Here is a 25,860-nt window from a genome sequence, read left to right on the forward strand (position 1 = left end):
CATTAGAAGATAGCCGCCATAAAAAAGGTATAAATGTCTGCCTCGAGTTGTAGTGAGCGTATTCGCCCCGACTTTATAAGTTCTTAATGATTCCCTTCGCACTTCTTTATGTAGTCACACATAGCCTGAAAAGTCTGCCTGAGGGTTTGAGTGGCAGTGAACCCGGTGCAGCTGAAAGGGAATCATGCAGGGGAACTTCTTTATACGGTTGTTTACATTTGTTTGTTCCAGGTCGAAGGCCGGCGTCGTGCCGATGGCAATTGGTTCTTTGATATTATTTGCCTATTGCGCGGATGGACAGGAAAAACAAAAGACAGCGGTTTCCGAATCCGAGACATCCGCTGGTAGTTCATCATCCGTTTCCAACGCGGCTTTGTTGCAAGAGCTGGGTGCGATGCGGCACAGAATCGAACAGCTTGAGGCCCAAATCAAAGCTGAATCAAGCGTAGGCAGCGATGCAAATCCCGCCGCTGCTGCTGCGGATTTGCAGGCATCACGCGAAACGTTATTGGCGACAGGCGGTGTTTCGGTCGTTGGATCGACATCTTCGAAATCAGCCAGCACATCCACATCGGCTGCAAAACCGGAGAGCCAGACAGCTTCGACGGCTAAGGCCGAACCTTTTGCATTTGCCGATTTCACGTGGCTGAATGGAAATCCGCGCACGAAAGAGCCTGCCTTCGATTCGAAGTTCTTCACCCCGGAAATTCGCGCGGATGTGGACTACACCTATGACTTCCGTCACCCGCAGGATGACACGATTTCTGGATCGAGCGAAGTGTTTCGCGCAAATGAGGTACAACTGACACAGATGGGGGTCGGCGGAGATTTCCATTACGACAATGTGCGTGCCAGGTTTATGACGCAGTTCGGTATGTACTCTACGACGACACCGCGGAACGATTCGAGCTATTCGCGCGGCCAATGGAATCTTGCCGATGCGTATCGATATCTTTCAGAAGCTTATGGTGGCTATCACTTCGATGCGCTCCACGGAATTAACGTGGATGCCGGTATCTTCATGTCTTATGTGGGACTATTCAGCTACTATAACTTCGACAACTGGGCTTATCAGCCGTCTTATGTGTCTTCTAACACACCATGGTTTTTTACCGGCGTTCGCACGCAGATCTTTCTCTCGGACAAGCTGAAGATCGAGCCATGGTTCGTGAACGGCTGGCAGTCTTATGGGCGGTTCAACAATCGACCGGGCATTGGTGGTCAAATTTTGTGGCGTCCCAATGGAAAGCTATCGATTCTGGGAAATCAATATGCTTTGGGCGAGGACGCGTTAGGTGTAAAAGGCCGCGTGCGGTATCACACCGACGACAGCATCCAGTACAAGTATTATGACGATCCGACTTCCACTCGTCTCAGCAAAGCTGCATTCTCATTAACAGGCGATGCCGGTTGCGAGCATGGTGGCGATGCGCAAGCCGGCACGGGCGTGAGCTGTGCAGGCAACTCGGCCAAGGGACCGAAGCAGAGCTTCCTCGGCTTTATGCTCTACAACCGGCTCTGGTTCGATAAAGATTTATTCGGCCTAACGCTCGGTGGAGGGAGAATCAACAATCCGGGTAGGTATCTCGTTTTGCTACCGCCGATTAACGGTGCCACCGCTACTTCGGGTACTCCCTATTTCACCGAAAACCCGGGTGATCAGTTCAAAGCCTGGGACGCGTCGGCAACGGTGGACTATATGCCAAGCCAATACTTCACATGGCGACTCGAGTATGACCATCGTGCGGCGAATGTGCCATACTTCGCAGGGCCTGGCGGCGTCACACCGCCAGGAGGCAATACTGGCGCGCCGGGTTCGTTGTTGCCAGGCTGGGCTCCAGACCTGCGGAATAGCGAGAACCGCGTGACAGGTGCAATCCTCGTGAAGTTTTAATTTGGAAACCTACTATCGTGTACGACGCGCGGTAGCGGAGCGTCGGTCGTCCTTAAATGGATCGCCGGCGCTCAGCGGCAGAGAAAAGGAAAATATAGTACCCGAGCCGCGCCTGCTGGTAACTGCAACTTCACCGCCGTGTGCTTCCACGATGGCTTTTACAATGGCGAGTCCCATGCCGGTACCCTGCACGCGGTAACGCTGGCTTTGTCCACGATAAAACTTGTCGAAGATCAAAATTTTTTCGGCATCATCGATCCCAACTCCATCGTCGGCAACACTAGTGATGAGGGACGAGTCTTTTACCTCTGCGCTGATAGAGATAGATTTCCCGGGCTCAGAATACTTCGCCGCATTCTCAAGCAAATGATGGAGGACCTTGCGAATCCAATCCGTGTCCATGGGCACGGATGGCAGATCAGGAGGAAGCTGGACTTTTACCGGGTGGCTTTCAAGCAAGTCGCGGCATTCCGCAATAGCTTCCTGGATAACGTCTTCTATGTGCCGCGGCTGCCATTGCAGCTGTACTTGTTGTGCGTCCAGCTGAGCCATTTCAACGGCTTGACCGATGAGGTGATTAAGCCGGGTGCTTTCTTCTTCGATAACAGCCAACATCTCATCCCTTACCTCCGGGTCGTGAATCATCCCGGATCGCAAGCTTGTGATCGAAGCGGTGATGGCTGTTAAAGGCGTGCGTAACTCATGCGTAACAGAGTCCAGCAGCGCGGTTCTCAGGCGCTCATTCTCCTGCGCAGCTTCGGTGCGGGTCAGCCGCTCGGCAGTATAGGTTCGTTCTATAGCAATCGCAATCAAACTTCCGAGTGCGTCGATTGTTTCCGGCGACGGGATATTGCCTCTGATTCCGATTGCGCCCATGGAATGAAGTCCGAGAAGCAGAGGTGCAATGCAAGCGTTTGTGCTATCTTCGCGACGCGTTTCCGCCCGAATGGCTACACCCCGGAGCTCTTCTCGTGGGAACGCCTGCGCATCTGAGGATCCGTAGACCTGATCTGTCTCCAGCAGATAGATATCGATGACTTCGTTATGAAAGGTCGAGCCGATATAGCCGGGAATGTTCTGCAGGAGATCTGAGATACGGTCGGATGTCAGCATCTTCTGACTAAATTCATAAAGGCGCTCAACTTCCCGTCTTCGCTGGTTTGCAGCGCGAGCTTCTTGCTTGACGCGCTCAGAGAGGTGGCTTGCCAGTACGCCCGCTGTCAGAAATGCGAGTAACGCGACCCAGTTCTGGGAGTCTGCAATGGTGAACGTTCCAGTAGGAGGAAGGAAGAAAAAATTAAACGCAATGGCCGCGAGGAGCGACATGTAGATTGAATAACGAAGACCCAGGCGATTGGCAACGAACAGAATTCCGAGTAAGAATGTGAGTGCGACTGTAGTTGGATTTACATGCGTAACTTTGATGTAGACGAGAACAACGCATCCAACTATGCACGTAACAAAGAGATAACGCAGAAAATGCAATAGCCATCGCCGGTTCACAGCGAAATTATATCTGCACATTAGGGTATTAAGTCGGCAGACAGTTTTCAAGCGGTGCAACTATAAGCAGCGAAATACAGAATGCCTGTGTCATATCAAGGTCGCATGGTCAGAAGAGGAATGAGGCAGCAGAGTGCAGAACGATATCTTAGGGAAGATTCTGGTAGTCGACGATGAGCCGCAGATCACCCGCGTGCTGCGCTCATCGCTGATTGCAAACGGATATGCCGTTGAAACGGCAGGCGATGGAGTTTCAGCTCTGGAAAAGCTCGCTACCTGGTCTGCCGATATGGTGATTACCGATCTGGCCATGCCGAGAATGGATGGGATCGCTTTGTGTATTGAGATACGGGCACACTCCAATGTGCCCATCCTGGTGCTCTCAGTGAAAGATCAGGAAGCCTCGAAGGTGAAGGCGCTTGATGCCGGAGCAGACGATTATGTCACGAAGCCGTTCAGTATCCAGGAATTGCTCGCTCGCGTCCGGGCAAATATGCGAAGGCTGCGAGCGACTGCGCCGGAAACAGAAACGGCTCCTCTTGAAGTTGGCGATTTTCATATTGATTTAGACAAGCGTCGCGTGGAGGTTTCCGGACGCGAGATTCATCTTTCCCCGAAAGAATTTGATCTACTTTTTTACATGGCGCAACGGTCTGAACGCGTGCTGACGCACCGCAAACTGCTCGCAGCTATATGGGGTGCGCATGCCATGGAGCAACCTGAATCTCTGCGCGTCCTCGTTGCGACACTTCGCAAAAAGATTGAACCTGAAGGTACACCCAGATACATCATCAATGAGCCATGGGTAGGCTACCGGTTTCAACCCGGCCAGCCGCCTGAAGAGCCATCTATATAACTTTTTAACTACTTTCCTACGCAATTTTTATTGCGAATCGAGTGAACTAAAGACGAACCGCTTATGGTGAATGTCTTATGCCTTCGCTTGGTCTTCTCGTCTCCGTCTTTCTCTCGTCGACTATCTGCGCTCGCGATTCTAGCGAGTTTGTCTGCGCATGCTCTATTTCGAGGCGATCCAAGGATGACGGCCGAAGTATAGCGCGATCTTCCCAGCAGAAAAGTGCATAGGCCGTTTTTAAGGAGAGGAAACGATGTGGGACGTTGTTTTGACCGTTGCGACGATTGCATTTTTCGCTTTAGCCATCGCATACATTGGCGCCTGTGAAAGGTTGAAGTAGGCATGACGATTGAGACAGTTATGTTGCTCGCAGTAACGATATTTCTTTTTGTGTATTTAATTTATGCGCTTCTGCGTCCGGAGAAATTCTGATGACTTGGAGCGGCTGGCTACAGATTCTTATATTTTTCGGCGTCCTCCTCGTGATGGTGAAACCTCTTGGGGTTTATATGGCACGTGTCTTCGAGGGTGAACGCACATTTGCCGATCCGCTTTTTCGCCCGATTGAGCGATTGCTCTACCGCCTTACCGGTGTGGATGAGTCCCGCGAAATGCGGTGGAGCGAATACGGGATTGCGATGCTGCTGTTCAGTGGCGTGACAATGTTGCTTACCTACGGGATTCAGCGGCTGCAAACTATTCTTCCCTGGAATCCGCAGAAGCTTGGTGCGGTCGCGCCTGACCTTGCTTTTAATACGGCATCTTCGTTTACGACGAACACGAACTGGCAGGCGTATACCCCGGAATCCACGATGAGCTACTTCACTCAGATGGTGGGGCTGGCAACGCACAATTTCTGGTCAGCGGCGGTAGGAATGGCGCTCGCCGTCGTGTTTATTCGCGGCATCGCTCGGAGAGAGAGCAAGACCGTCGGTAACTTCTGGGTAGATATGACCAGAGCGACGATGCGGATTCTGCTTCCTATTTGTGTTGTCTATGGACTGGTGCTTGTATCGCAAGGTGTAGTGCAGAACCTGAGACCGTACGACACTGCGAAATTGATTCAGCCCCAGACCGCTGCCACTACAGACAGCAATGGGAAGCAGGTCACGCAGGTGATCGACACACAGGCAATCGCGCAAGGGCCGGTTGCTTCGCAAGAAGCGATTAAGATGCTCGGCACGAATGGCGGGGGCTTCTTCAACGCGAACAGCGCCCATCCATTCGAAAATCCTACACCGCTATCCAACCTGCTAGAGATGCTCTCCATATTTCTCATTCCTGCTGGTCTTACGGTGACACTTGGCAGGATGACGAAATCACCGCGACACGGCTGGGCGGTCTTCGCGGCGATGGCGGTTTTGTTCTTTGCTGGCGTGATCGTTGCGTACTCGGCGGAATCGCAGCCTAACCCGTTACTGCATGGGGTTGATCAGCAAACAACTGTTGCGCAGGCAGGTGGCAACATGGAGGGTAAGGAGGTCCGCTTTGGCATCGCCAACTCGGCGCTCTTCGCCACCGTCACAACGGATGCAAGCTGCGGAGCTGTGAACTCCATGCATGATTCGTTTATGCCCCTGGGCGGGTTGGTGCCGCTCGTGAATATCCTGCTTGGCGAGGTTGTGTTTGGAGGAGTCGGGGCAGGGATGTACGGCATCCTCATCATGGTCGTCCTGACCGTCTTTATTGCGGGATTGATGGTAGGGCGCACGCCCGAATATCAAGGAAAAAAGATCGAAGCGTATGACGTGAAAATGGCCATGCTTTACGTGCTCATATTCCCATTATCGATTTTGATTTTGGCTGCTCTTGCATCGATATCGCCGGTCTTCGGATTAACGGCTTTAACAAACAATGGTCCGCACGGTCTGTCAGAAATTCTCTATGCCTATGCCTCCGCGACTGGGAACAATGGCTCCGCATTTGCTGGACTTTCTGCGAACACGCATTTTTATAACTTCACCCTTGGAGCGGCGATGTTGATTGGCCGCTTTTTCATGATCGTGCCCATGCTTGCTGTGGCAGGAAATCTGGCTGGTAAGAAAGTTGTCCCACCATCGTCTGGAACATTTCCGGTGACAACTCCACTTTTCACAGTGCTGCTTGTGAGCGTAATTCTCATTGTCGGTGCTTTGACCTTTTTCCCCGCTCTTACGCTTGGCCCTGTGCTCGAGCACTTGTTACTTCATGCTGGAAAGGCGTTTTGAGATATCCATATGGCCACCCTATCCACAATTCCTGATACTAAAATTACGCAGCCCGTTGTCGGCCATCCCAATAAACGCCGGAAATCACTCTGGGATAGCCGGATCGTTCGCCAGGCGCTTGTTGATTCGATTAAAAAGCTGAGCCCGCGCACAATGATGCGCAACCCGGTGATGTTTGTTGTTGAGATCGGAAGTGTTGTGACGACACTTCTTCTCTTTCATGATCTCAAGACACATGGCAGCTCGTTTGGGTTCGACCTGCAGATTACGCTATGGCTCTGGTTTACCGTTCTCTTCGCTAACTTTGCCGAGGCAATGGCAGAAGGCCGCGGCAAAGCCCAAGCTGAGACACTGCGCCGGGCGAAGTCGGAAACAACGGCTCACAAGCTGCTACCAAATGGAGAAAGCGAAGATATTCCCAGCGCGAAGCTCCGCGTCAACGACGTTGTCGTCGTCATTGCAGGCGAGCTGATCCCCGGCGATGGCGAAGTGGTTGACGGCGTGGCTTCGGTGGACGAGTCGGCGATTACTGGCGAGTCCGCGCCCGTGATTCGTGAATCGGGAGGCGATCGTTCCGCAGTAACGGGGGGAACACGGGTGCTTTCGGATCATCTGAAGATCAGGATCACGTCGAATCCAGGCGAAACTTTTCTGGATCGAATGATTGCTCTTGTTGAAGGGGCCGAACGCCAGAAGACACCGAATGAAATTGCGCTCAATATTCTGCTGGCAGGATTGACGGTCATCTTTCTTCTTGCTGTCGTGACCCTACAGCCGTTCGCCATCTATTCCAAAGCTCCTCAAACTGTATTCGTGCTGGTATCACTGCTGGTATGCCTGATTCCCACTACCATCGGAGGATTGCTGTCCGCTATCGGTATCGCTGGAATGGATCGTCTTGTGCAGCACAATGTGCTCGCGATGAGTGGCCGCGCGGTCGAGGCGGCCGGCGATGTCAACACTCTTCTGCTTGATAAAACCGGCACGATCACGTTCGGCAATCGGCAGGCTGCGGAATTCGTACCAGCGCCAGGAATCAGCAATGAGCAGCTGGCTGACGCTGCCCAGCTTTCTTCGCTTCCCGACGAAACGCCAGAAGGACGCTCAATCGTGGTGCTGGCAAAAGAGCGCTACGGATTGCGGGGACGCGACATAGAGGAGTTGAATGCGGAGTTTGTGCCATTCAGCGCGATGACGCGCATGTCCGGCGTAAACATAGGCGGAGCCGAGATCCGGAAGGGTTCGGCTGATGCGATCACGAAATTCGTAGAGGAGCGCGGAGGCATCGTCTCCAAAGATGTTCGCAACGCTGTCGATACAATCGCGCGTTCTGGTGGCACGCCGCTGGTCGTTGCCAAAAATAACCAGGTGATGGGCGTTATTTACTTGAAAGACATCGTAAAGGGCGGAATGCGAGAGCGGTTTGCTCAATTGCGAGCTATGGGTATCCGCACCATCATGATTACAGGAGACAACCCCTTAACCGCAGCTGCGATTGCGCGCGAAGCAGGTGTAGACGATTTTCTGGCCGAAGCCAAGCCCAAAGACAAGATGGACCTGATCAAAAGGGAGCAGGCTCAAGGCAAGCTCGTTGCCATGACAGGCGATGGCACCAATGATGCTCCTGCTCTTGCGCAGGCCGATGTAGGTGTGGCGATGAATACCGGCACGCAGGCGGCGAAAGAAGCGGGGAATATGGTGGACCTCGATTCGAATCCTACCAAGCTGATCGAAATTGTCGAGATCGGCAAGCAGCTGCTTATGACTCGTGGCGCCCTGACGACATTCTCCATCGCCAATGATGTGGCCAAGTATTTCGCTATTATCCCTGCGATGTTTGCCGGTACATTTCCCGTGCTGAATGCGCTCAACGTAATGCATTTGCGCACTCCCGAATCCGCCATTCTGTCGGCGGTGATTTTCAATGCGCTCATCATCGTTGCGCTCATCCCGCTCGCACTGCGCGGCGTCAAATACAGAGCGCTCGGTGCTGCAGCGCTATTGCAACGCAACTTGTGGGTTTATGGATTTGGCGGCATCATCGCGCCGTTTGTCGGTATCAAGATCATTGACCTGATCATTACTGCCGTTCATCTGGTTTAGGAGCAAAGCTATGCGCAGGAATCTGATTACTTCGTTTCTATACACTATTGTCACTGCGGTTCTGCTCGGAGTTGCTTATCCTTTGCTGATGACCGCTCTTGCCCAGGTATTCTTCCACGACAAAGCCAACGGACAGATGATTGTCCGAAATGGCTCTGTCGTTGGTTCTCGAATCATCGGCCAGACATTCAGCGGAGTTAGTTATTTTCATGGTCGTCCTTCCGCAGCCGGAGCGAATGGGTATGATGCGTCCTCCTCAGGTGGCTCGAACTACGGACCCACGAATAAGAAATATATTGATCGGGTTGAGAGCAGCGTTGCCGAATTGCAGGGTGACAACCCAGGCGCACCAGTACCTATCGACCTGGTAACGGCATCAGGATCGGGCCTTGATCCCGACATCACTCCGGCGGCCGCAGAATTTCAAATTCCGACAGTAGCGAAAGCCCGCGGCATTTCCGCCGAAGAATTGAAGCAACTGGTGGCAAAACATACGGCAGAAAGACAACTTGGATTCCTTGGGGAACCCCGCGTGAATGTCCTTGAGTTAAATCTCGAACTGGACAATGCGAATAGCCGAGTCGTGTCGAAGTGAGGGTGACGCACAGGTCAAAACCTGGCAATTTTTAGCTAAATTGTTTTTTCTACAACTGCTTCCGGGTGTGTCGCGTACTCGGCCCAGGAGCCGTCATAGAGGTTGACTTGCTTAGCTCCCGCTAGTTCGAGTGCCAGTGCGATGACGGCGGCCGTAACGCCGGAACCGCATGTGGTGGTGATTGGTCGTTCTAAATCAACGCCTTTTGCCGCAAAGTATTCGCGAAGGCTCGCATCGGATTTCAAGCGGCCGTCTTCTAGCAGTTCGGTAAACGGAACATTCATAGCTCCAGGCATATGGCCGGATTCTATGCCAGGTCGCGGTTCCGGCGACACGCCGGTAAATCGACCAGATGAGCGCGCGTCGAGGATTTGCGCATGCTTTGCAATGAGCTCTTTGATCTGGATAAAATCTGCTACGGCATCGATCTTGAAGCTGGAGTGAAAAGCAGCCGGAGGGCGATCCGCCCGTCCAGACTGTGTTGGTAAACCTGCTTGTATCCACGCACGCAGGCCTCCATCCAGAATAAAAACCCGTTGAGCGCCAAATGTACGTAACATCCACCATGCTCGCGGTGCAGAAAAGACACCTTCCTGTTCGTAAATGACGATCTTCATTTGGTCGCTAACGCCTAAAGCCGACATTTCGCGAGAGAAAACCTCCGGGGTGGGCAACATGTGGGGTAGCGGGGTGGCATGGTCGGAAAGATCTTCGATGTCGAAAAAGACAGCGCCTGGAATATGCTTCTCCAGATACCGCGAATGAGTGTCCATCGCAGGCGTAACTCCGACCGGAGGAAGCGTTGCGTCAAGAACAACAAGATCAGGATCATTAAGCTGTTCGCTAACCCAAGATGGTGTCACAAGAGTATTCATGGGAGTTAGTCCTCTTAGTACTCACTTCTTGTTTGAGGATAATTCAGCGCTTACCGAATGATTGAGATCATCTATTTTTGGTACCCACAAAAATCGAATCCATAAATTATTGACTTGTAAGGGCGGGGTAAAGATAAATTATTGAAAACATGAGCTGCAGGTGCTTTGCCTGATGTAATTCGGAAGGGTGCACGGAGCTCTATCAGACGTGGATCGGGGTTTCGTAAACGACATAAATGGGAGCACATCCGGCGAGATCGCGGGTCGCCCCTATCGTCGAAGAGAGCCTGCCGGGGGTGCCATATAGGACCGCGCCGCAGGAGGGAGGGAGCCACCGTAAGAGGTCGATCAGCCGATCCGGCTCAACATACAGAACATGCGATTCTGGAAATGGTATCGGCTTTGTAGCAGTGGGCCGCCCGAGAGCTATGAGTATCAAATCGTCGGATCGCCGGGAAAGGGCCTTGAACTCTCCTGCGGAGATCCACTTCACCTGTCGCTTGCCAGGACGGGAGAGCTGTAGGACTGGAAAGTCGCGGTAAAGATTTATGGGGCGGTCGAGCCCATTTGCCAGCTTAGCTCTCTCCTCGCGGACAACAAAACAAATCGTATAGATGAAACCCAGCACAGGTAGAACACTCAGGAACGAAAGGAGCGGCATAATCCATCCCCCTTTGTTTTTGTATGGCGCTGGATTGTGGTTGGTCGTCATTATCGACGAAAAGCCGCCACAAAGACGATTGAATGCCGCACTCATTTTCTCTAATCTTTGCGGCGGCAGCAAGGGCTCTCTTGCGGCTGTATTCGATCAGGTTACCGCGAAAGACAGGCAGGCAAATCCCCCTTTATCAGAAGTGGCAGTAGCCGAGCAGATCCGACATGGAATTACCATGATGTCTGAGCTGTAGATATCCGGAAGCTACTCGAGCGACGAATCGGGCGGGGGGCGGGAAGCGGGTTCAAAATAAACGACTTTCGCGCACATTTCGAACCCGCTAGGGAGGCCCATTCAGCAGGCATCCTGATCCCGGCGGCGCTCGATCTTGATATCATTGGAGCACGAAAGTCGTTGCAACTATTCACTGTATTCGTTCGTCCTTAAAATCACGCCAATTTGGCTCATAAGTTTTAGCGAACAGTCCATTGGCCCTACATGTCTTCTGTGACGACGGGTACTCAACAAAGAGCTTTAAAACTCCAAAAATAGCGCCTGTTAAGGAAGGCTGTTACGACAACCTAAGATGGATCAAAATTTGTCTGAGCCCATTCCGCCCGATCATCAGCTACCGAGCGCCTCCTCAGGTGACGCTGCAAAGCCCCCTCGCAAGCGGCGCCAGTGGCTTTGGATTCTGTTGTTATTGGGGTTTGCAATCATTCTTGTGCTTATCCTGCGACATCACGATGATTCAGCAAAAACCGCGACTGCCGGAGCAGGAGGCCGCCGTGGTTTTGGCGGTCCCGTCACACTTACCGTTGCTACTGCTCAGAAGGGTGATATTGGTGTATATCGCGATGCCATTGGCACGGTAACACCTGTATATACCGCTTCCATTTACAACCAGGTGACCGGTGTCATCACGGACGTACATTATCGGGAGGGTCAAACAGTCCGCAAGGGCGATCCTCTAGTCGACATAGACCCTCGCCAATACCAGGCCCAGGTTGAATCGGCCCAGGGGGCGCTCGAACGCGACACCAACCTTCTGGCGCAGGCCAAAATGGACCTGGACCGCTATCAAAACGCCTGGGACCGGAAAGCCATTGCGAAACAGCAGCTCGATGATCAGGAAAAGATTGTCGCCCAGGACGAAGGGCTGGTTAAATCCGATCAGGGAACCCTGGACTTCGATAAGGTACAGCTTTCCTATTGTCATATGGTCGCGCCTTTCACCGGGCGGGTGGGGTTACGCCTCGTAGATCCTGGCAATCTCGTGCAATCGAGCGGCAGCACGGTGCTGGCCGTCATTACTCAGGTTCAGCCCATCACCGTGGTCTTCACTCTGGCTCAGGATTATCTTTCCGATGTGTTCGCGCAGAAAGGTCGGGGAGTTGGTCTGAATGTGGATGCCTACGATCGAGAGCAAACCAAGAAGATTGCGGCCGGTAAATTACTGGCTTTGGACAATCAGATTGATACCACGACAGGAACGATCAAACTTCGTGCGATTTTTGATAATCGCGACGGATCTTTATTTCCCAACCAGTTTGTAAATACGCGCCTGCTCGTAACCACTGAACATGGAGTGACTCTGATCCCGTCCTCTTCAATTCAGCACAACGGGGACACATCATTCGTATATGTCATTGCCAATGGTGCGGCAAATTTGAAGGACATCAAGCCCGGTGTTTCCGATCATGGAGTAACCGCCGTGGAAGGTATAAATCCGGGTGATCAATTGGCGACCAGCAGCTTTGAGAAACTGCAGAGCGGCTCAAAGGTAAACATTTCCAAACAACCGCTGCCTCAAGATACAGCCGAGAGCAACGCCCCGTGAATCCGTCTCGCCCATTCATTATGCGGCCGGTCGCCACGGCTCTGATGATGGCGGCCATACTTCTGGTAGGCCTCGTCGCGTTCACGCAATTGCCTGTTTCGGCTCTGCCGGAGGTGGATTATCCCACCATCCAGGTGCTGACCTTTTATCCAGGCGCCAGCCCGCAAGTGATGGCAACTACCGTGACGGCCCCCCTGGAGCGCCAATTCGGCGAGTTGCAGGGGCTTAGTCAGATGACCTCCACGAGCTCTGGAGGAAGTTCAATTATCGTCCTGCAGTTCAATCTCGCGCTCAACATTGATGTTGCAGAAGAAGAAGTTCAGTCCGCCATCAATGCGGCACAGAGTCTGCTGCCTTCCGTACTGCCGGCCCCCCCCGTTTATAGCAAGACTAATCCTGCCGATGCTCCTGTTTTGACGCTGGCCATCACGTCGAAGTCAATGCCGCTGCCGGAGGTTGAGGATCTTGTTGACACACGTCTTGCACCCAAGATTTCACAGCTCAGCGGCGTAGGGCTAGTGAGCATCAGTGGTGGTCAGAAACCCGCTGTTCGCATCCAGGTGAATCCGGTGCAGCTATCCGCGCACGGGATCAATTTAGAAGATGTGCGAACCGCGCTAACCCAAACCAGCGTGAATGCGGCTAAAGGCAATTTCGATGGACCGCGGCAGGATTACCAGATTGATGCGAATGACCAGCTCGAAACCAGCGACGACTACAAAAACGTCGTAGTTGCGTTTCGCAATGGCGCGCCAGTCTTCCTGAAAGATGTTGCGTCGATCGTGAATGGCGTTGAAAACAGCAAGCAGGCGGCGTGGATGAACCAGACCCCGGCTGTCATTCTGAACGTGCAACGTCAACCCGGCGCTAATACCATCACGGTCGTCAAAAGCATTAAGAAGCTGCTTCCGCAGCTCCAGGCCAACCTGCCAGCGGGCATCGATGTCACCACGCTCACGGATCTTACGGTTCCGATTCAGGCATCGGTCGACGATGTTGAATTTGAATTGATGCTGACTATCGCACTCGTTGTGATGGTCATCTTCCTCTTCCTGCGCAGTCTTTCCGCGACCATCATTCCCAGCGTCGCCGTACCTCTCTCTCTTGTCGGAACGTTCGGCGCGATGTATGTGCTCGGCTACAGCCTCGACAATCTGTCGCTCATGGCCCTCACAATCTCCACGGGTTTTGTTGTGGATGATGCCATTGTGATGATCGAGAACATCTCACGCTATCTTGAGGAGGGTTACGAGCCGATGGAAGCGGCTCTCAAGGGTGCAGGACAGATCGGCTTTACCATCGTCTCCCTCACGGTGTCCCTCATTGCCGTATTGATTCCGTTGCTGTTCATGGGAGATGTTGTAGGGCGGCTCTTTCGTGAATTTGCTGTGACCCTGGCAGTCACGATTATCATTTCGGCCGTTGTTTCTCTTACGCTCACGCCTATGATGTGTTCGCGCATTCTGCGCCACAATCCAGAGGCTCAGCAGGGAAGATTCTATCGCGCATCGGAGAGAGTTTTCGAGCGCATGATTGCATTCTACGGAAGGACTCTCAAAACAGTCCTGAAGTATCAAACGATTACGCTTTTGGTAGCTCTAGCCACGTTAGTCCTCACCGTCCTGCTCTACATTGCCATTCCGAAGGGATTTTTCCCCATACAGGATACGGGCGTCATCCAGGGTATCTCGCAGGCACCCCAATCGATATCTTTCCAGGCTATGTCGGATCAGCAGCAGCAGCTGGCCAAAATTATCCTTGCCGATCCTGCTGTGCAAAGCCTTTCATCTTTCATCGGTGCAGACGGAACGAATACTACGCTCAACAGCGGCCGCTTCTCCATCAATCTAAAACCGCTTGATCAGAGAGACGGAAGCGCGGCGGACATTATCCGCAGACTGCAGAAGAAGCTTAGTGATATTCACAGCGTAAAGCTTTATATGCAGCCGGTGCAGAACATCAGTGTTGATGATCGTGTCAGCCGGACACAGTATCAATACACGATCGAAGATCCCGACGTCCATGAGCTCACTGACTGGACGAACCGCTTTGTTGCCAAGCTCAAGAAACTGCCCCAGCTTGAAGATGTAGCTACAGATCAGCAGACGGGAGCCAGCGCGGTCTCGTTGATGATCGACCGTGTCACGGCATCGCGGTTAGGCATTGCTCCGGCCACGATCGACAACACCCTTTACGACGCATATGGCCAACGCCAGATCAGCACAATGTACACGCAGTTGAATCAGTACCATGTGATTCTTGAGACTCAACCGGCATTTCAGCAACATCCCGCTCAGCTCAACGATATCTATGTGCAGGCAGGAGCTTCTTCTGGAACGAGTGGTCCCGGAGCCTCGACTTCGTTTGCCTCTTCCGCATCTGTTTCTGCAGGTTCGAACGCGACGTCGTCGTCTGTTCTCTATACGCCATCTTCCAATGCTCTCGCTCCACCAACAAAGATCCTGACCCCGTCAAGCGCGGCGAGTACAGCCAGCTCTTCAAGTGGAGCGAATGCGATACCATTAGACGCTTTCACCAACTTCGCGACCACAACTGAAGATCTATCCATCAATCACCAGGGTCAGTTTCCTTCCGTTACCATTTCGTTCAACCTCGCTTCGGATGCATCCCTTGGCGAAGCTATTACAGCAATCGACAAGGCTGCCGCCGAGATGCATTTCCCTCCGAGTGTCCAATACGACTTCCAGGGGACAGCTGCGTCCTTTAAGAATTCTCTTTCGAATGAGGCACTTCTTATTCTGGCCGCGCTGGTCACCGTCTATATCGTCCTCGGTGTCCTTTACGAGAGCTTTATCCACCCCATCACGATTCTCTCGACATTGCCTTCAGCAGGTGTGGGTGCATTGCTGGCGCTCATGATTTTTAAGCAGGATCTCAGTGTGGTCGCCATTATCGGAATCATCCTGCTCATAGGAATTGTGAAAAAGAACGGCATCATGATCGTCGATTTCGCGCTCGAAGCGGAACGTGAACACGGTATGGATTCTACCGAGGCGATTTACCAGGCGAGTCTCCTGCGCTTCCGCCCCATCATGATGACCACTATGGCCGCACTTCTTGGAGGCATTCCACTTGCCTTCGGTCACGGCATCGGCTCTGAAATCCGCAGGCCACTAGGCATCGCCATGGTAGGCGGCCTTCTTCTCAGTCAGGTTCTCACGCTTTATACCACCCCGGTCATTTACATCTTCTTTGATAGTCTCGGGGAAAGATTGATGGGCCGGCGAGCGGCGAAACGAGCCGACAAACCAAGCCCTGACCGCGCTGAGAGCCAAGTATGAACATATCTGCTCCATTTATACGGAGACCCGTCGCTACTACTTTGCTAACGATCGCAGTGGCGATTGCAGGTGCGGTAGGATTTACCGTATTACCCGTCTCTCCATTGCCCCAGGTCGATTTTCCCACGATCTCCGTCCAGGCCAGTCTGTCAGGAGCCAGCGCTCAGATCATGGCATCTTCAGTGGCTACGCCTCTCGAGCGGCAGTTTGGCCACATCGCTGGCGTCAGCGAGATGACATCTTCCAGTTCGCTGGGCTCAACTTCGATTACGCTACAGTTCGATCTCACCCGGGATATTAACGGCGCGGCGCGTGATGTCGAGGCGGCCATCAATGCCGCCCGAACCTATCTGCCTGCGAACCTGCCAGGCAATCCTACATATCGGAAGGTCAACCCTGCTGACGCTCCGATCATGATCATCGGTCTCACCTCTGATATCTACGATCGCTCCAAGCTCTATGACGAAGCTTCCACCGTGATGCAACAGAAACTCTCACAAATTCAGGGTGTGGGACAGGTTGTTGTTGGTGGCGGCGCATTACCCTCTGTGCGAGTGGAAGTCAATCCCACGCAACTCAACAGCTATGGGTTAACACTCTCAAACGTACAGTCTGTTCTGAGCACCCAGAATTCCGATCTGGCTCGCGGACAGATCTCAAACAACGCTGCATCTTCTGACATTGTGGTCAATGGGCAGATTTCTCATGCTGCTGAGTATGCCCCGATCATCATCGGTTATAAGAACGGCGCCGCAGTCCGTCTTTCCGATGTAGCGCAGGTAGTCGATTCCACTGAGAATATTCGAAATGGCGGCTACCTGAATGGGAAGCCGTCTATCGCAATTATTATCTTTCGTCAGCCCGGCGCAAATATTATTCAGACGGTTGATCGCATCCGCAGTCAATTAGGCTTCCTTAAAGCCACGATTCCGCAGGGAGTCGACATGACCATCGTCATGGATCGCACTACGACGATCCGTGCCTCGGTTAACGATGTAGAACGCAGCCTGATCATCTCGGTTGTTCTCGTCATTCTGGTCGTCTTCCTCTTCCTGCGCAGCGGCCGCGCCACTCTCATTCCCAGCGTTGCCGTCCCGGTCTCGCTCATCGGCACATTCGCTGTCATGTACCTGTTCGGTTTCAGCCTCGATAATCTGTCGCTGATGGCTCTCACCATCTCGACAGGATTCGTTGTCGATGACGCTATTGTTGTGATGGAGAACATCACTCGGCATCTCGAAGACGGCATGGCGCCCATGGCCGCCGCACTCCAAGGCGCCAAGGAGATTGGCTTTACAGTTTTCTCCATCAGCATGTCGTTAGTTGCCGTCTTCATTCCGATTCTGCTCATGGGCGGCATCGTAGGACGGCTCTTCCGCGAATTCGCCATCACTCTTTCGACCGCGATCATCGTATCGATGATCATCTCAGTTACTACCACGCCCATGATGTGCGCGCACCTTCTTAAAACTCCAAAGAAGGAGGAGCATGGGCGCTTTTACCGCGTCAGCGAGAAATTTTTTGACGGGATGTTGCTTGGCTACCGCCGCAGTCTGGAATGGGTGCTCGTAAACCCTGGTCTGACTCTGGTAATCCTCATCATGGTAGTGGTGCTGAACGTCGTCCTCATGATCCGGATACCCAAAGGATTTTTCCCCCAGCAGGATACAGGAGCTCTTGTTGGAGGCGTCCAGGGTCCCCAGGATGCCTCGTTCCCGGTGATGGATGAATCGATACGGACGCTGGTTAAGACAATCAAGGCCGATCCTGCTGTTGCCAATGTTGTCGGCTATGTGGGCTCAGGCAATGGCGGTTTCATTTATACGGCTCTTAAGCCGCTCAGCGAGCGAAAGATTGAGGCTCCCGGAATCATTAACCGCCTTCGTCCCAAGCTCAACCGCCTGCCAGTTGCCTCCGTCTTTCTTCAGGCGGCTCAGGACCTGCGCATTGGAGGCAGAGGCTCAAGCGCACTCTATCAATACACGATTCAGTCGGACAATATTGCCGATCTCACTCACTGGGCGCCGATTCTGCTGCAACAGATTAAGAAATTACCGGGCTTCCAGGATGTGAACTCCGATTTTCAAAATGCGGGCCTTGCGGAATATCTGACCTATGATCGTGTGACCGCGGCACGCCTGGGTGTCAGTGCCCAGGCAATCAACTCAGCACTCTATTCGGCCTTCGGTCAATCTCAAGTTTCACTCATCTATACCCAATTCAATCAGTATTACGTTGTGTTAGAGGTTGCTCCTCCATACTGGCAGTCGCCTGAGGGATTAAAAAACATCTATCTGTATACGGGCCACGGGGTCATTCCGCTAGCTGCGATGACCAAAGCTGAATCTACGACGACGCCGATTTCCGTCGCCCATACCGGTCTTTTCCCGTCCGTCACGGTTTCCTTCAATCTTGCCCCGGGCGTTTCGCTGAGTCAGGCAACGGAACGCATCCAGCTCATGCAGAATCAGCTTGGCACCCCGGAGACCATTCACGGATTCTTCGCCGGGACTCTCCAGGCGTACCAGCAATCGCTTAGCTCCGAACCTTATCTCATACTTACCGCGCTGCTCGCCGTATATATCGTCCTTGGCATCCTCTACGAAAGCCTCATGCATCCACTTACTATCATTTCCACGCTGCCATCTGCGAGCGTTGGCGCTATTCTCGCGCTCATGCTGTTCAAAATCGATCTCAATGTCATCTCAATTATCGGGATTATCCTGCTCATCGGTATCGTGAAGAAAAACGCCATCATGATGATTGATTTCGCACTTATGGAAGAACGAGAGCATGGGAAGACGACCGCCGATGCAATCTTCCAGGCATGTATGTTGCGCTTCCGGCCGATTCTGATGACAACTATGGCCGCTCTTTTTGGCGCACTGCCGCTGGCTTTCGGAACCGGTACCGGCTCTGAATTGCGCCGCCCCCTCGGCATCACGATCGTTGGCGGACTCATCATGAGCCAACTGCTTACGCTCTACACGACGCCGGTAGTCTATCTATATCTCGATCGTCTTCGCCTTCGCGCTCAAGGCAAACATCGCGATACATTCCACCCTCAGGGAGAAGCCGCATTATGAGATCGCCTCTCCAGATTCCAGACCGTTCAAGATTCCGCACATTTCCGTCGATATGCAGTGCTCTTTTCCTCGGCTTACTGATCGCCGGATGCACCCCCGGGCCCAAATATCATGCGCCTGCCCCGCCGCCTTTGGCGGCTAAGTCCTACAAAGAATCAACGGTTAATTTCCAAGATGCCGAGGGCTGGAAGGTCGCCAGTCCGCAGGACGCCATGCTCCGCGGCAAGTGGTGGGAGATCTTTCATGACTCTGAGCTGAATGGCTATGAAGAACAAATCGAAATTAACAACCAGAACATCAAACAATATTTTGAGAATTTGATGGCCGCACGCGCCATGATCAGGGAAGCCCGCGCTCAATATTGGCCCACCATAACGACCAACCCTTCCTGGAACCGCTCCAAATCATCGGGAAATCTCGGCCAGAGTTCCACTGCCAATGCTGGGTCCACAAGCTCGATCTGGTCGTTTCCTTTGGACATATCCTGGACACCCGACTTTTTCGGGAAGATCCGCAATGAGGTTAGGGAGGCCGAGTACGGAGCCCAGGTGAGTGCCGCAGATCTCGAAAATGAAAAACTGGTCGAACAAGCGACTCTAGCCGAGACTTATTTTCAACTTCGCGGTCAGGATGCTTTGGAAAAAGTTCTCAACGATACCGTTGAGTCCGATAAGAAAGCGCTTGAAATCAACAAGACTCTCTATGAAACGGGCATCAACGATTACCTGTCCGTCGCCGCAGCCGAGAGTACGCTCAAGAGCGCTGAATCCGCAGCACTCAATGTCGGAATTTCTCGTGCGCAGTACGAGCATGCCATTGCCACGTTACTTGGCAAGCCTGCCACTGATTTTTCCATTGCTGTAAAGCCTCTGCTGATCGTGCCTCCACCGATTCCTACCGGCGTTCCGTCCCAGTTGCTGGAACGTCGCCCTGATGTCGCCGCTGCCGAGCGCACCTTAGCCGAAGCAAACGCCACCATTGGTATTGGGTATGGGGCCTTTTTCCCCAGCGTTACACTTTCCGCCACCGGAGGATTCGAAGCATCCGAGCTTGGGCACGCGTTTGACTGGCCCAGCAGATTCTGGTCCATTGGCCCTTCTACCTCCCAGCTGCTCTTTGACGGTGGCCTTTACCGGGCTGAACTCCACCAGTACGAGGCAACCTATAACGCTGATGTCGCCATTTATCGCCAGACTGCTCTTACCGCTTTCCAGCAGGTGGAAGATTATCTGGCAGCAACCCGTATTCTTTCTCTTCAGCTTATTAAGCAGAACGAAGCGGTTGGAGCCGCGCAAACTACCCTCAATCTTGAAATGGGCAGGTTTGAAACCGGCATCGATCCTTACATCAACGTCACAACAGCACAGGTCACGTTGCTTTCGGATCAGGAGTCGCTCGTAACGCTTCAAATTCAGGAGGCGGTTGCCTCGATCGAGTTGATTCAGGCACTCGGAGGCGGGTGGGATGTCACGCAGTTGCCGACACCAGCGCAGCTATCGAGCAAACCTGCCAAGAATGATTATGTGATGCAACGATGAGCGGCCCCGAACGGTGTCGCTTTGCACACAACGGCGGAGAATGGATTACACAGATTTTATCCTGACGGGGAACAGACGTAACCATTGCCGTTGAGAGTTAGATATGGATAGCTCAACGTGGGGGAGGTTCCGCACTCTTCCGATGTTAGGGTATATCTACTCTTACTCGCTCTCGTCTTCAGCCAATCCAGGCCCTTTGCCGCCGTGAATGCTAAAGTTCGCTACGCCTGCTCTCGGTTCAAACTCATGCTCATTTTCCGGTTGGCCGAACGAAGACTCTGTCTGCTCTTCATTTAAGCGATCGGTTGGATTACTCATTTTTTTCTCCTTGGGGAACATTCTGTTTTTGTTCTTAATGCTTTTTTATTCTTGCTAACAGCGGCTGCATATCTGGATCAAGCTGCAGGTCGGCGAGCCCAACGCCCTCCTGCTGCGCCTGTTTGATCAGATTTTCTGCCACGCTCGCATCCGCGAGACGATTATAGGCCTGAATCACATTTACAAGCACTTCCGGATCGTTAGGGGCGAGAGAGATTGCTGCTTCGAGGTGCGGAATGGCGCGTTCTCGAAGACCCTTCAGGGCATAAACCAAGCCCAGCCATGACTGACTGCTTGCCTTTCGCGGATTCATGGAGGTCTGTGCCTCAGCCAGGCTTTCCATTCGGTCGAGTGCCGCATTTGCCTTCTGCCGCTCTCCCAGATAATAGTACGCAAGTTCAGCATATCGCCATGACAGTATCTCCTGACCATCCAAGGCAATAGCCCTTTCACTCGCATCTGCTGCCTGCGCATAACGTTTTTCATGTAGATAAAGCAAAGCCAGATTGCCATAAGCGCCGTCAGTGGCACCCAGTGCAAGCGATTTGCGCAGCGCGTCTTCCGCCAATGAATATGCCGCCGGATCACCGCTATCGAGGTAAAAGCCGCCAAGGTTGAAATACAGCATAGGATTATCAGGACTAGAGGAAATAGCCTCTTTTGTCTGGTTAATCGCGTCGGAATATCGGCCATGGCGGTCGTAGAACAACGCCAGTTCGTTGCGATTTGACCAATCACTGGAATTGAGAGCCGCGGCTCGCTTGTATTCCTCCTCTGCCTGGTCAAGGTGTCCCGCTTGTTCATACGACCAAGCCATGCCGATGATCGCGTCGGGATTGCGGTTGTCGAGTGCGACTGCGTTTTGGAATTCAGTGAGCGCCAACTCATTGTTCCCGGTAAGGGTGTGGAGCGATCCCAAAGTGACATATGTACTTGGCAATTGAGGGTTAAGTTTAAGCGCCCGCTCGCAACTGGCTAGCGCCTCCTGAATCCATCTGGGATTGTGGCTGTCTTTGTACTTGAGCCGGTAGGCCTCGCCTAGTTTTGCATAGGCGAGCGCAAAATTAGGATCCTGTGAGATTGCGTTCTTGAGGCGATCGATGGCTAAGTCCAGGTTCTGAGGCTTATCAAAGCGTTGCAGGTAACTAAGTGCCTCGAGATAAAGATCATATGCCGGAGGGACCGTGCTGCTGCCGGAGCGGACCACAGCGCCAGAGGCTCCGGACACATTTAGCAGGCGGCCTAATTGCGTTACAGCATCCTGTTCGGCGGCAGCGAGATCGCCATTCTCGTTTGACGCCGTGATGGCCCCAATCTGTCGCAGTGTCTTCGCATTGATCAGGTCGATATCGATGGCCACGTGTTGGCCGGTTCGCTCCAGCCTCCCTTTCACGACAAGCGTTGCTCGAAGCCGCTTGTATGCCGAGACGGGGTCGTTCACGTTGCCGCTGCGCACGACGCTTGCCGGGATCACCCAGAGGGACTGCTGGCTTGTATCCAGATTCGAGATGTCAGCGGTCATGCTGTCCATCAGACCGGCAGCTAACAGGGCAGTCGCCGAATCTGAGCCGGAATTATCGAAGGGCAGCACGGCGATATGCTTTTGCCTGGGACCGAAGAACAGCCCTTGCACATGTTCCCGCGGCACTGGAAAAATAACGACAGCGAGCAGTAACAGACAAATAACGGCAGCCGGAACTATCCACCGCCTGGTGAACGGTTTCGGTGTTGTCGCGCCGGAAGCGGCAGCGATGATGCTGCCAATATCTTTTTTTCGCAACGAGGCTTTGCGAGATTTCGCTTGAGAGGCTTTGCCAGTGATTAGAGCTGCTGCTGTCGCTTTCGAATCTGCTGATTTTTCAGGTCCAGAACTGTTTTTTTGAAACTCTCGCAGGTCCAAACGCGCCAGGTCATGAAGCAATTCGTCGCAGATTCCATAGCGGAGCGCGGGCGTCTTGGAGAGACACTTGTAAATGATTCGCTGAAGACTGAGCGGCAGTTCAGCGGAAATCTCGGGTGTATCCCTGCAGATGCTGTGGGCAATGGCGGGAAGCGTATCTCCCCGGAAGGGGTGGTGGCCGGTGAACATCTCGGCTGCAGTTACGCCGATCGCCCAAATATCGACTCTTTGGTCGACAGGCTGGCCGCTCAACTGCTCCGGTGCCATATAGGCAGCCGTTCCAGAAATCGTCATACTCTGCGTCAGGCTGTCGTTGCTGATCGCCTTGGAAAGTCCGAAGTCGACAATCTTGACGGTGTTCTGCCGCGTGAGCAGGATATTCGATGGTTTGATGTCGCGGTGGACGATGTTGTGAGCGTGCGCTGCTGCCAGGCCCGAAGCGATCCCTCTGAGCAGTTCGACGCCTTTACCAAGCGGAACGGGGCCATTAGCGATTCTTCCAGCCAGAGTGCCGCCATCGTAATACGCCATAACGATGAAGAGCTGGCCATCGCTCTCTTCAAGGCCGTAAATAGTGCAGATATTCGGGTGGTCAAGAGCCGAGATAGAGCGTGCTTCTTTGAGCAGGCTTTCCTTGTCCGATTCACCACCGTAGAAGATTTGAGGCAGAAACTTGAGGGCGACGATACGGTCCAGTTTGAGGTCGCGTGCCTGCAGGACGACACCCATGCCGCCAGAGCCTATTCGGCCAAGGATTTCGTAGTCGCGTAGAAAGTCTCCGGGTGCAGGCAAACTGGTTCCTGTGCGTGGCAGACCGGTCATCGTTCAGCAGACTCAGCAGGCAATCGCATATGGGGTAAAGACAAGGGGGAATTTGTAGTTAAGCATACTCGAAAACAATATTTATTCGCACGGAATCCGAGACGCTCGATGCTTAAAAACCCCTGCCATGAGCTTTTCTAAGGTTTATTGTTTTCCAACGCCAGCACGGAGAATGCGGTAGCCGCGTCACTCATGAATCGTCCTACACCTGACGTGGGATCGCGTCGAACGTTGAGCGAATAGGCGGGCCAGAGTCCGTCGGTTTTATCCTGGTTTGCGAGCAGCCAGCCGATTCCCCGTTTTACTTCGGGACTAGTTCCCATGCCACTCTCTTCAAGGGCAAGTACAGTGAGTCCCGTGGCGTAGCCGTCGCTGCGCGGATCGAATGCTGAATTGTCGTGACGTTTCCAGGTCCCCAATGTCGAAAGACTCCAACCGCCGTCAGGCTGTTGCTTACGAAAGACCTCTCCGGCAAGCACGTCACGTTCGGGAGTCGTCATAAGACCGGGCAACTGGGTAGACGCCCACAATAACAGGATGCGATTCACCAGGGGCTGCGTCCGCGCTTGACTTCGCAAATAGCTGCGCAACAAAGCCAGATTGTCCCTCACTTTTGGATCGTCACGATAGTCATCTGGTGCGATTCCCACGGCCACGGCGGCCATCGTAGCCCCGAAGTACTCTGATTCATCGGCTTCCCAGGGAGAGAAGTGGAAGTTCTGCCATATCCACGCTCCGGCCCTGGTCCCCGTTTTCTCTTGGAACGACCACATATTCTCAAATGCCTTGAGGGTTACATCCTGTAAATGCCCTCGTTGCGCGTCATAGCGGGAGAGGATCAGGGCATTAAATACGCTCTCTGCGTCGCGGGACTCCTGCGTCTTGCCCGGTCCATGGACAGCGTCGTTATAAAAAGGCTCCGCGCGGTTTCCAAGATTGACTCGCTTTATAACGCTGGCGAGCATCACCTGTTCCGGGTCAGAGAGCTTCTGCTCGCCCAGTGTTTGGCGCAAGCCTGGCCTGGCAAGGGCGTAGGGTACATTCGTGTGACACGAGATGCACAATGTTTCGTGGTCTTTGTGAGCAGGAGGCCAAGCCTGCCACCATATCTCGCGGCTGTCGAGATATTTCGCGGCTGCAGCTTTGTCCCAGGTTGTTTCGCCTGTCGTTTGAATTTTTCTATCGGCGGAATCTTTCGTCTTGTCCGTAGCGGCACATGCCGTCTTTGTCCCGCTCGCCAGAAGCAAGAGAATTTGAATTCCGACGAAGAATAACCGACCGCGCATGGATGCTTCTCGCTGTAATCTGAAACAACTCTGATGTGACGGGGCTGCTTGGAACTGGAGCTTACCAGATATCGGTTCGAAGAGTTCTATTTATTTGTACGAATGTGATCGTCAAGCACGACGTTGTACGACGATAAGGATCCATAATGGCGGCCATAACAAAACCTCACTTGGTCGGATCTCGCTTGCTTCCCGAATTAAAAAGATGTGAGAAGTCTTATGGTTACCGCCGGCATGGCCGATGTGTCTACTCGCCAGGCAATGGAGGCTGGTGTCGCCGGAGGCTTTCCGAAGCACAGTAGTCTCGAACAGCTGGCGATGGTAATCCATCTGGAATCTCAAAGTCTCAGAAAGATCCGTCAAGGCCGCCTTCCGGGAGGTGTTTCACAAAAGCAGGAGAACGCGCAGTCAACTTGGCAGAATTGCAATTGAAACTCATTCCTCTGACCGGCTGAAATACTGAGAAAACTACTCGAGCCTTCGTGAAATTCAGTCTCCGCTCACAGTTTCACCCAAGTATTCTCTACTCATCGAGACGTAGCCTTCGCGAGCAGTTTTCTTGCCGCGTTCCCGGTATAGTTCCTCGTCGCGGGGTTGCCAGGTATCTAGTCCATCTACGTACCGGTTGTACATGCAGAAGGCAGCAGCAATCAGAACGGTATCGTGAATCTCGACATCGATCGCGCCCAGCATACGTGCAGCTTCCACATCTGCGGCGGTGACATATTTGCCGCCCTTCTGCACTTTGGCCGCGACGACCAGCAACGCCTTCAACTTTTCTGAGATATCTGCGGATTGAAAATCGGCCTTTACTCTTTTCACCAAATCATGGTCATCGTTCAGGCAGGCCGCCGCAATTGAACCATGAACCGTCTGGCAGAAATAACAGTCGTTAAGGTAAGAGACATAAGTGGCAATCATCTCACGATCTCCCTGCGGTAATGAATTGGGCGCGTGAAGCAATGCTTCTACGAGTTCGTTAAGTGGCTTCGCCGTCTCGGGGCGAAAAGCCATCGCGCCGCGTATACCCTGCAATCCTTCAGGCAATTTGATGTGAGGCATCGTAAGTTCTCCTGGCTT

General features: G+C 53.0%; 18 protein-coding genes. 11 read left to right on the forward strand and 7 right to left on the reverse strand.

What is annotated here, in order from left to right; all coding sequences use genetic code 11:
- The first annotated feature begins 394 nt into the window (after nt 1–394).
- Nucleotides 395–1,894: an outer membrane beta-barrel protein gene (locus GSQ86_RS09985; RefSeq protein ID WP_174239955.1), complete on the forward strand. Its 1,500-nt coding sequence runs from the start codon at nt 395–397 to the stop codon at nt 1,892–1,894.
- A gap of 12 nt (nt 1,895–1,906) precedes the next feature.
- Here the strand turns inward: GSQ86_RS09985 and GSQ86_RS09990 are convergent, their stop codons facing one another.
- Entirely contained in the window at nt 1,907–3,379 is a 1,473-nt protein-coding gene (locus GSQ86_RS09990; RefSeq protein ID WP_158749805.1) for an ATP-binding protein, read from the reverse strand.
- Nucleotides 3,380–3,530: 151 nt separating this feature from the next.
- Here GSQ86_RS09990 and GSQ86_RS09995 point away from each other — a divergent pair, with 151 nt between their 5' ends.
- The 5 genes from GSQ86_RS09995 (at nt 3,531) to kdpC (ending at nt 9,158) form a co-directional block, all read left to right on the forward strand.
- Nucleotides 3,531–4,253, forward strand: coding sequence for a response regulator transcription factor (locus tag GSQ86_RS09995; RefSeq protein WP_254062283.1), 723 nt, complete (start codon nt 3,531–3,533; stop codon nt 4,251–4,253).
- 360 nt (nt 4,254–4,613) lie between these two features.
- Nucleotides 4,614–4,685, forward strand: coding sequence for a K(+)-transporting ATPase subunit F (gene kdpF / locus GSQ86_RS23875; RefSeq protein ID WP_371720633.1), 72 nt, complete (start codon nt 4,614–4,616; stop codon nt 4,683–4,685).
- Complete coding sequence (gene kdpA, locus GSQ86_RS10005) at nt 4,685–6,460, forward strand: potassium-transporting ATPase subunit KdpA (RefSeq protein ID WP_158749807.1); 1,776 nt, start codon at nt 4,685–4,687, stop codon at nt 6,458–6,460. The genes kdpF and kdpA overlap by 1 nt, the downstream gene beginning before the upstream one ends.
- A 9-nt stretch (nt 6,461–6,469) precedes the next feature.
- Nucleotides 6,470–8,563, forward strand: coding sequence for a potassium-transporting ATPase subunit KdpB (gene kdpB / locus GSQ86_RS10010; RefSeq protein ID WP_158749808.1), 2,094 nt, complete (start codon nt 6,470–6,472; stop codon nt 8,561–8,563).
- Between the two features lie 10 nt (nt 8,564–8,573).
- Nucleotides 8,574–9,158 (forward strand): potassium-transporting ATPase subunit KdpC, encoded by a 585-nt coding sequence (gene kdpC / locus GSQ86_RS10015; RefSeq protein ID WP_158749809.1) that lies wholly within the window; start codon nt 8,574–8,576, stop codon nt 9,156–9,158.
- Nucleotides 9,159–9,193: 35 nt separating this feature from the next.
- On the opposite strand, the gene sseA is transcribed toward kdpC, so the two are convergent.
- The gene (sseA, locus tag GSQ86_RS10020) at nt 9,194–10,033 is read right to left on the reverse strand and encodes a 3-mercaptopyruvate sulfurtransferase (RefSeq protein ID WP_158749810.1); all 840 of its coding nucleotides are present in this window, start codon (nt 10,031–10,033) and stop codon (nt 9,194–9,196) included.
- Nucleotides 10,034–10,235: 202 nt separating this feature from the next.
- Nucleotides 10,236–10,694, reverse strand: a complete 459-nt coding sequence (locus GSQ86_RS10025) for a hypothetical protein (RefSeq protein WP_158749811.1) — start codon at nt 10,692–10,694, stop codon at nt 10,236–10,238.
- A gap of 40 nt (nt 10,695–10,734) precedes the next feature.
- On the opposite strand from GSQ86_RS10025, the gene GSQ86_RS10030 reads away from it, so the two are divergent.
- The 5 genes from GSQ86_RS10030 (at nt 10,735) to GSQ86_RS10050 (ending at nt 20,454) form a co-directional block, all read left to right on the forward strand.
- A complete protein-coding gene (locus GSQ86_RS10030; protein ID WP_158749812.1) occupies nt 10,735–10,941 on the forward strand; it encodes a hypothetical protein in 207 nt (68 codons plus the stop codon).
- A gap of 345 nt (nt 10,942–11,286) precedes the next feature.
- The gene (locus GSQ86_RS10035) at nt 11,287–12,528 is read left to right on the forward strand and encodes an efflux RND transporter periplasmic adaptor subunit (protein ID WP_254062284.1); all 1,242 of its coding nucleotides are present in this window, start codon (nt 11,287–11,289) and stop codon (nt 12,526–12,528) included.
- Nucleotides 12,525–15,830: an efflux RND transporter permease subunit gene (locus tag GSQ86_RS10040; protein ID WP_158749814.1), complete on the forward strand. Its 3,306-nt coding sequence runs from the start codon at nt 12,525–12,527 to the stop codon at nt 15,828–15,830. The genes GSQ86_RS10035 and GSQ86_RS10040 overlap by 4 nt, the downstream gene beginning before the upstream one ends.
- Nucleotides 15,827–18,916 (forward strand): efflux RND transporter permease subunit, encoded by a 3,090-nt coding sequence (locus tag GSQ86_RS10045; RefSeq protein WP_158749815.1) that lies wholly within the window; start codon nt 15,827–15,829, stop codon nt 18,914–18,916. Before GSQ86_RS10040 ends, GSQ86_RS10045 begins: the two co-directional genes overlap by 4 nt.
- Nucleotides 18,913–20,454 carry an efflux transporter outer membrane subunit gene (locus tag GSQ86_RS10050; RefSeq protein ID WP_158749816.1) on the forward strand — a complete coding sequence of 514 codons (1,542 nt, stop codon included), beginning with the start codon at nt 18,913–18,915 and terminating at the stop codon, nt 20,452–20,454. The genes GSQ86_RS10045 and GSQ86_RS10050 overlap by 4 nt, the downstream gene beginning before the upstream one ends.
- A gap of 162 nt (nt 20,455–20,616) precedes the next feature.
- Here the strand turns inward: GSQ86_RS10050 and GSQ86_RS10055 are convergent, their stop codons facing one another.
- From GSQ86_RS10055 to GSQ86_RS10070, 4 genes are all read right to left on the reverse strand, one after another.
- The gene (locus GSQ86_RS10055; protein WP_158749817.1) at nt 20,617–20,772 is read right to left on the reverse strand and encodes a hypothetical protein; all 156 of its coding nucleotides are present in this window, start codon (nt 20,770–20,772) and stop codon (nt 20,617–20,619) included.
- Between the two features lie 34 nt (nt 20,773–20,806).
- On the reverse strand, nt 20,807–23,494 hold the full coding sequence (locus GSQ86_RS10060; protein WP_158749818.1) for a serine/threonine-protein kinase: 2,688 nt from the start codon (nt 23,492–23,494) through the stop codon (nt 20,807–20,809).
- Nucleotides 23,495–23,631: 137 nt separating this feature from the next.
- Nucleotides 23,632–24,780, reverse strand: coding sequence for a hypothetical protein (locus GSQ86_RS10065; protein ID WP_158749819.1), 1,149 nt, complete (start codon nt 24,778–24,780; stop codon nt 23,632–23,634).
- Between the two features lie 489 nt (nt 24,781–25,269).
- Entirely contained in the window at nt 25,270–25,842 is a 573-nt protein-coding gene (locus GSQ86_RS10070) for a carboxymuconolactone decarboxylase family protein (RefSeq protein ID WP_158749820.1), read from the reverse strand.
- Nucleotides 25,843–25,860 lie beyond the last annotated feature (18 nt).

Source organism: Acidobacterium sp. S8, from assembly GCF_009765985.1.
Classification (GTDB): Bacteria; Acidobacteriota; Terriglobia; order Terriglobales; family Acidobacteriaceae; genus Alloacidobacterium.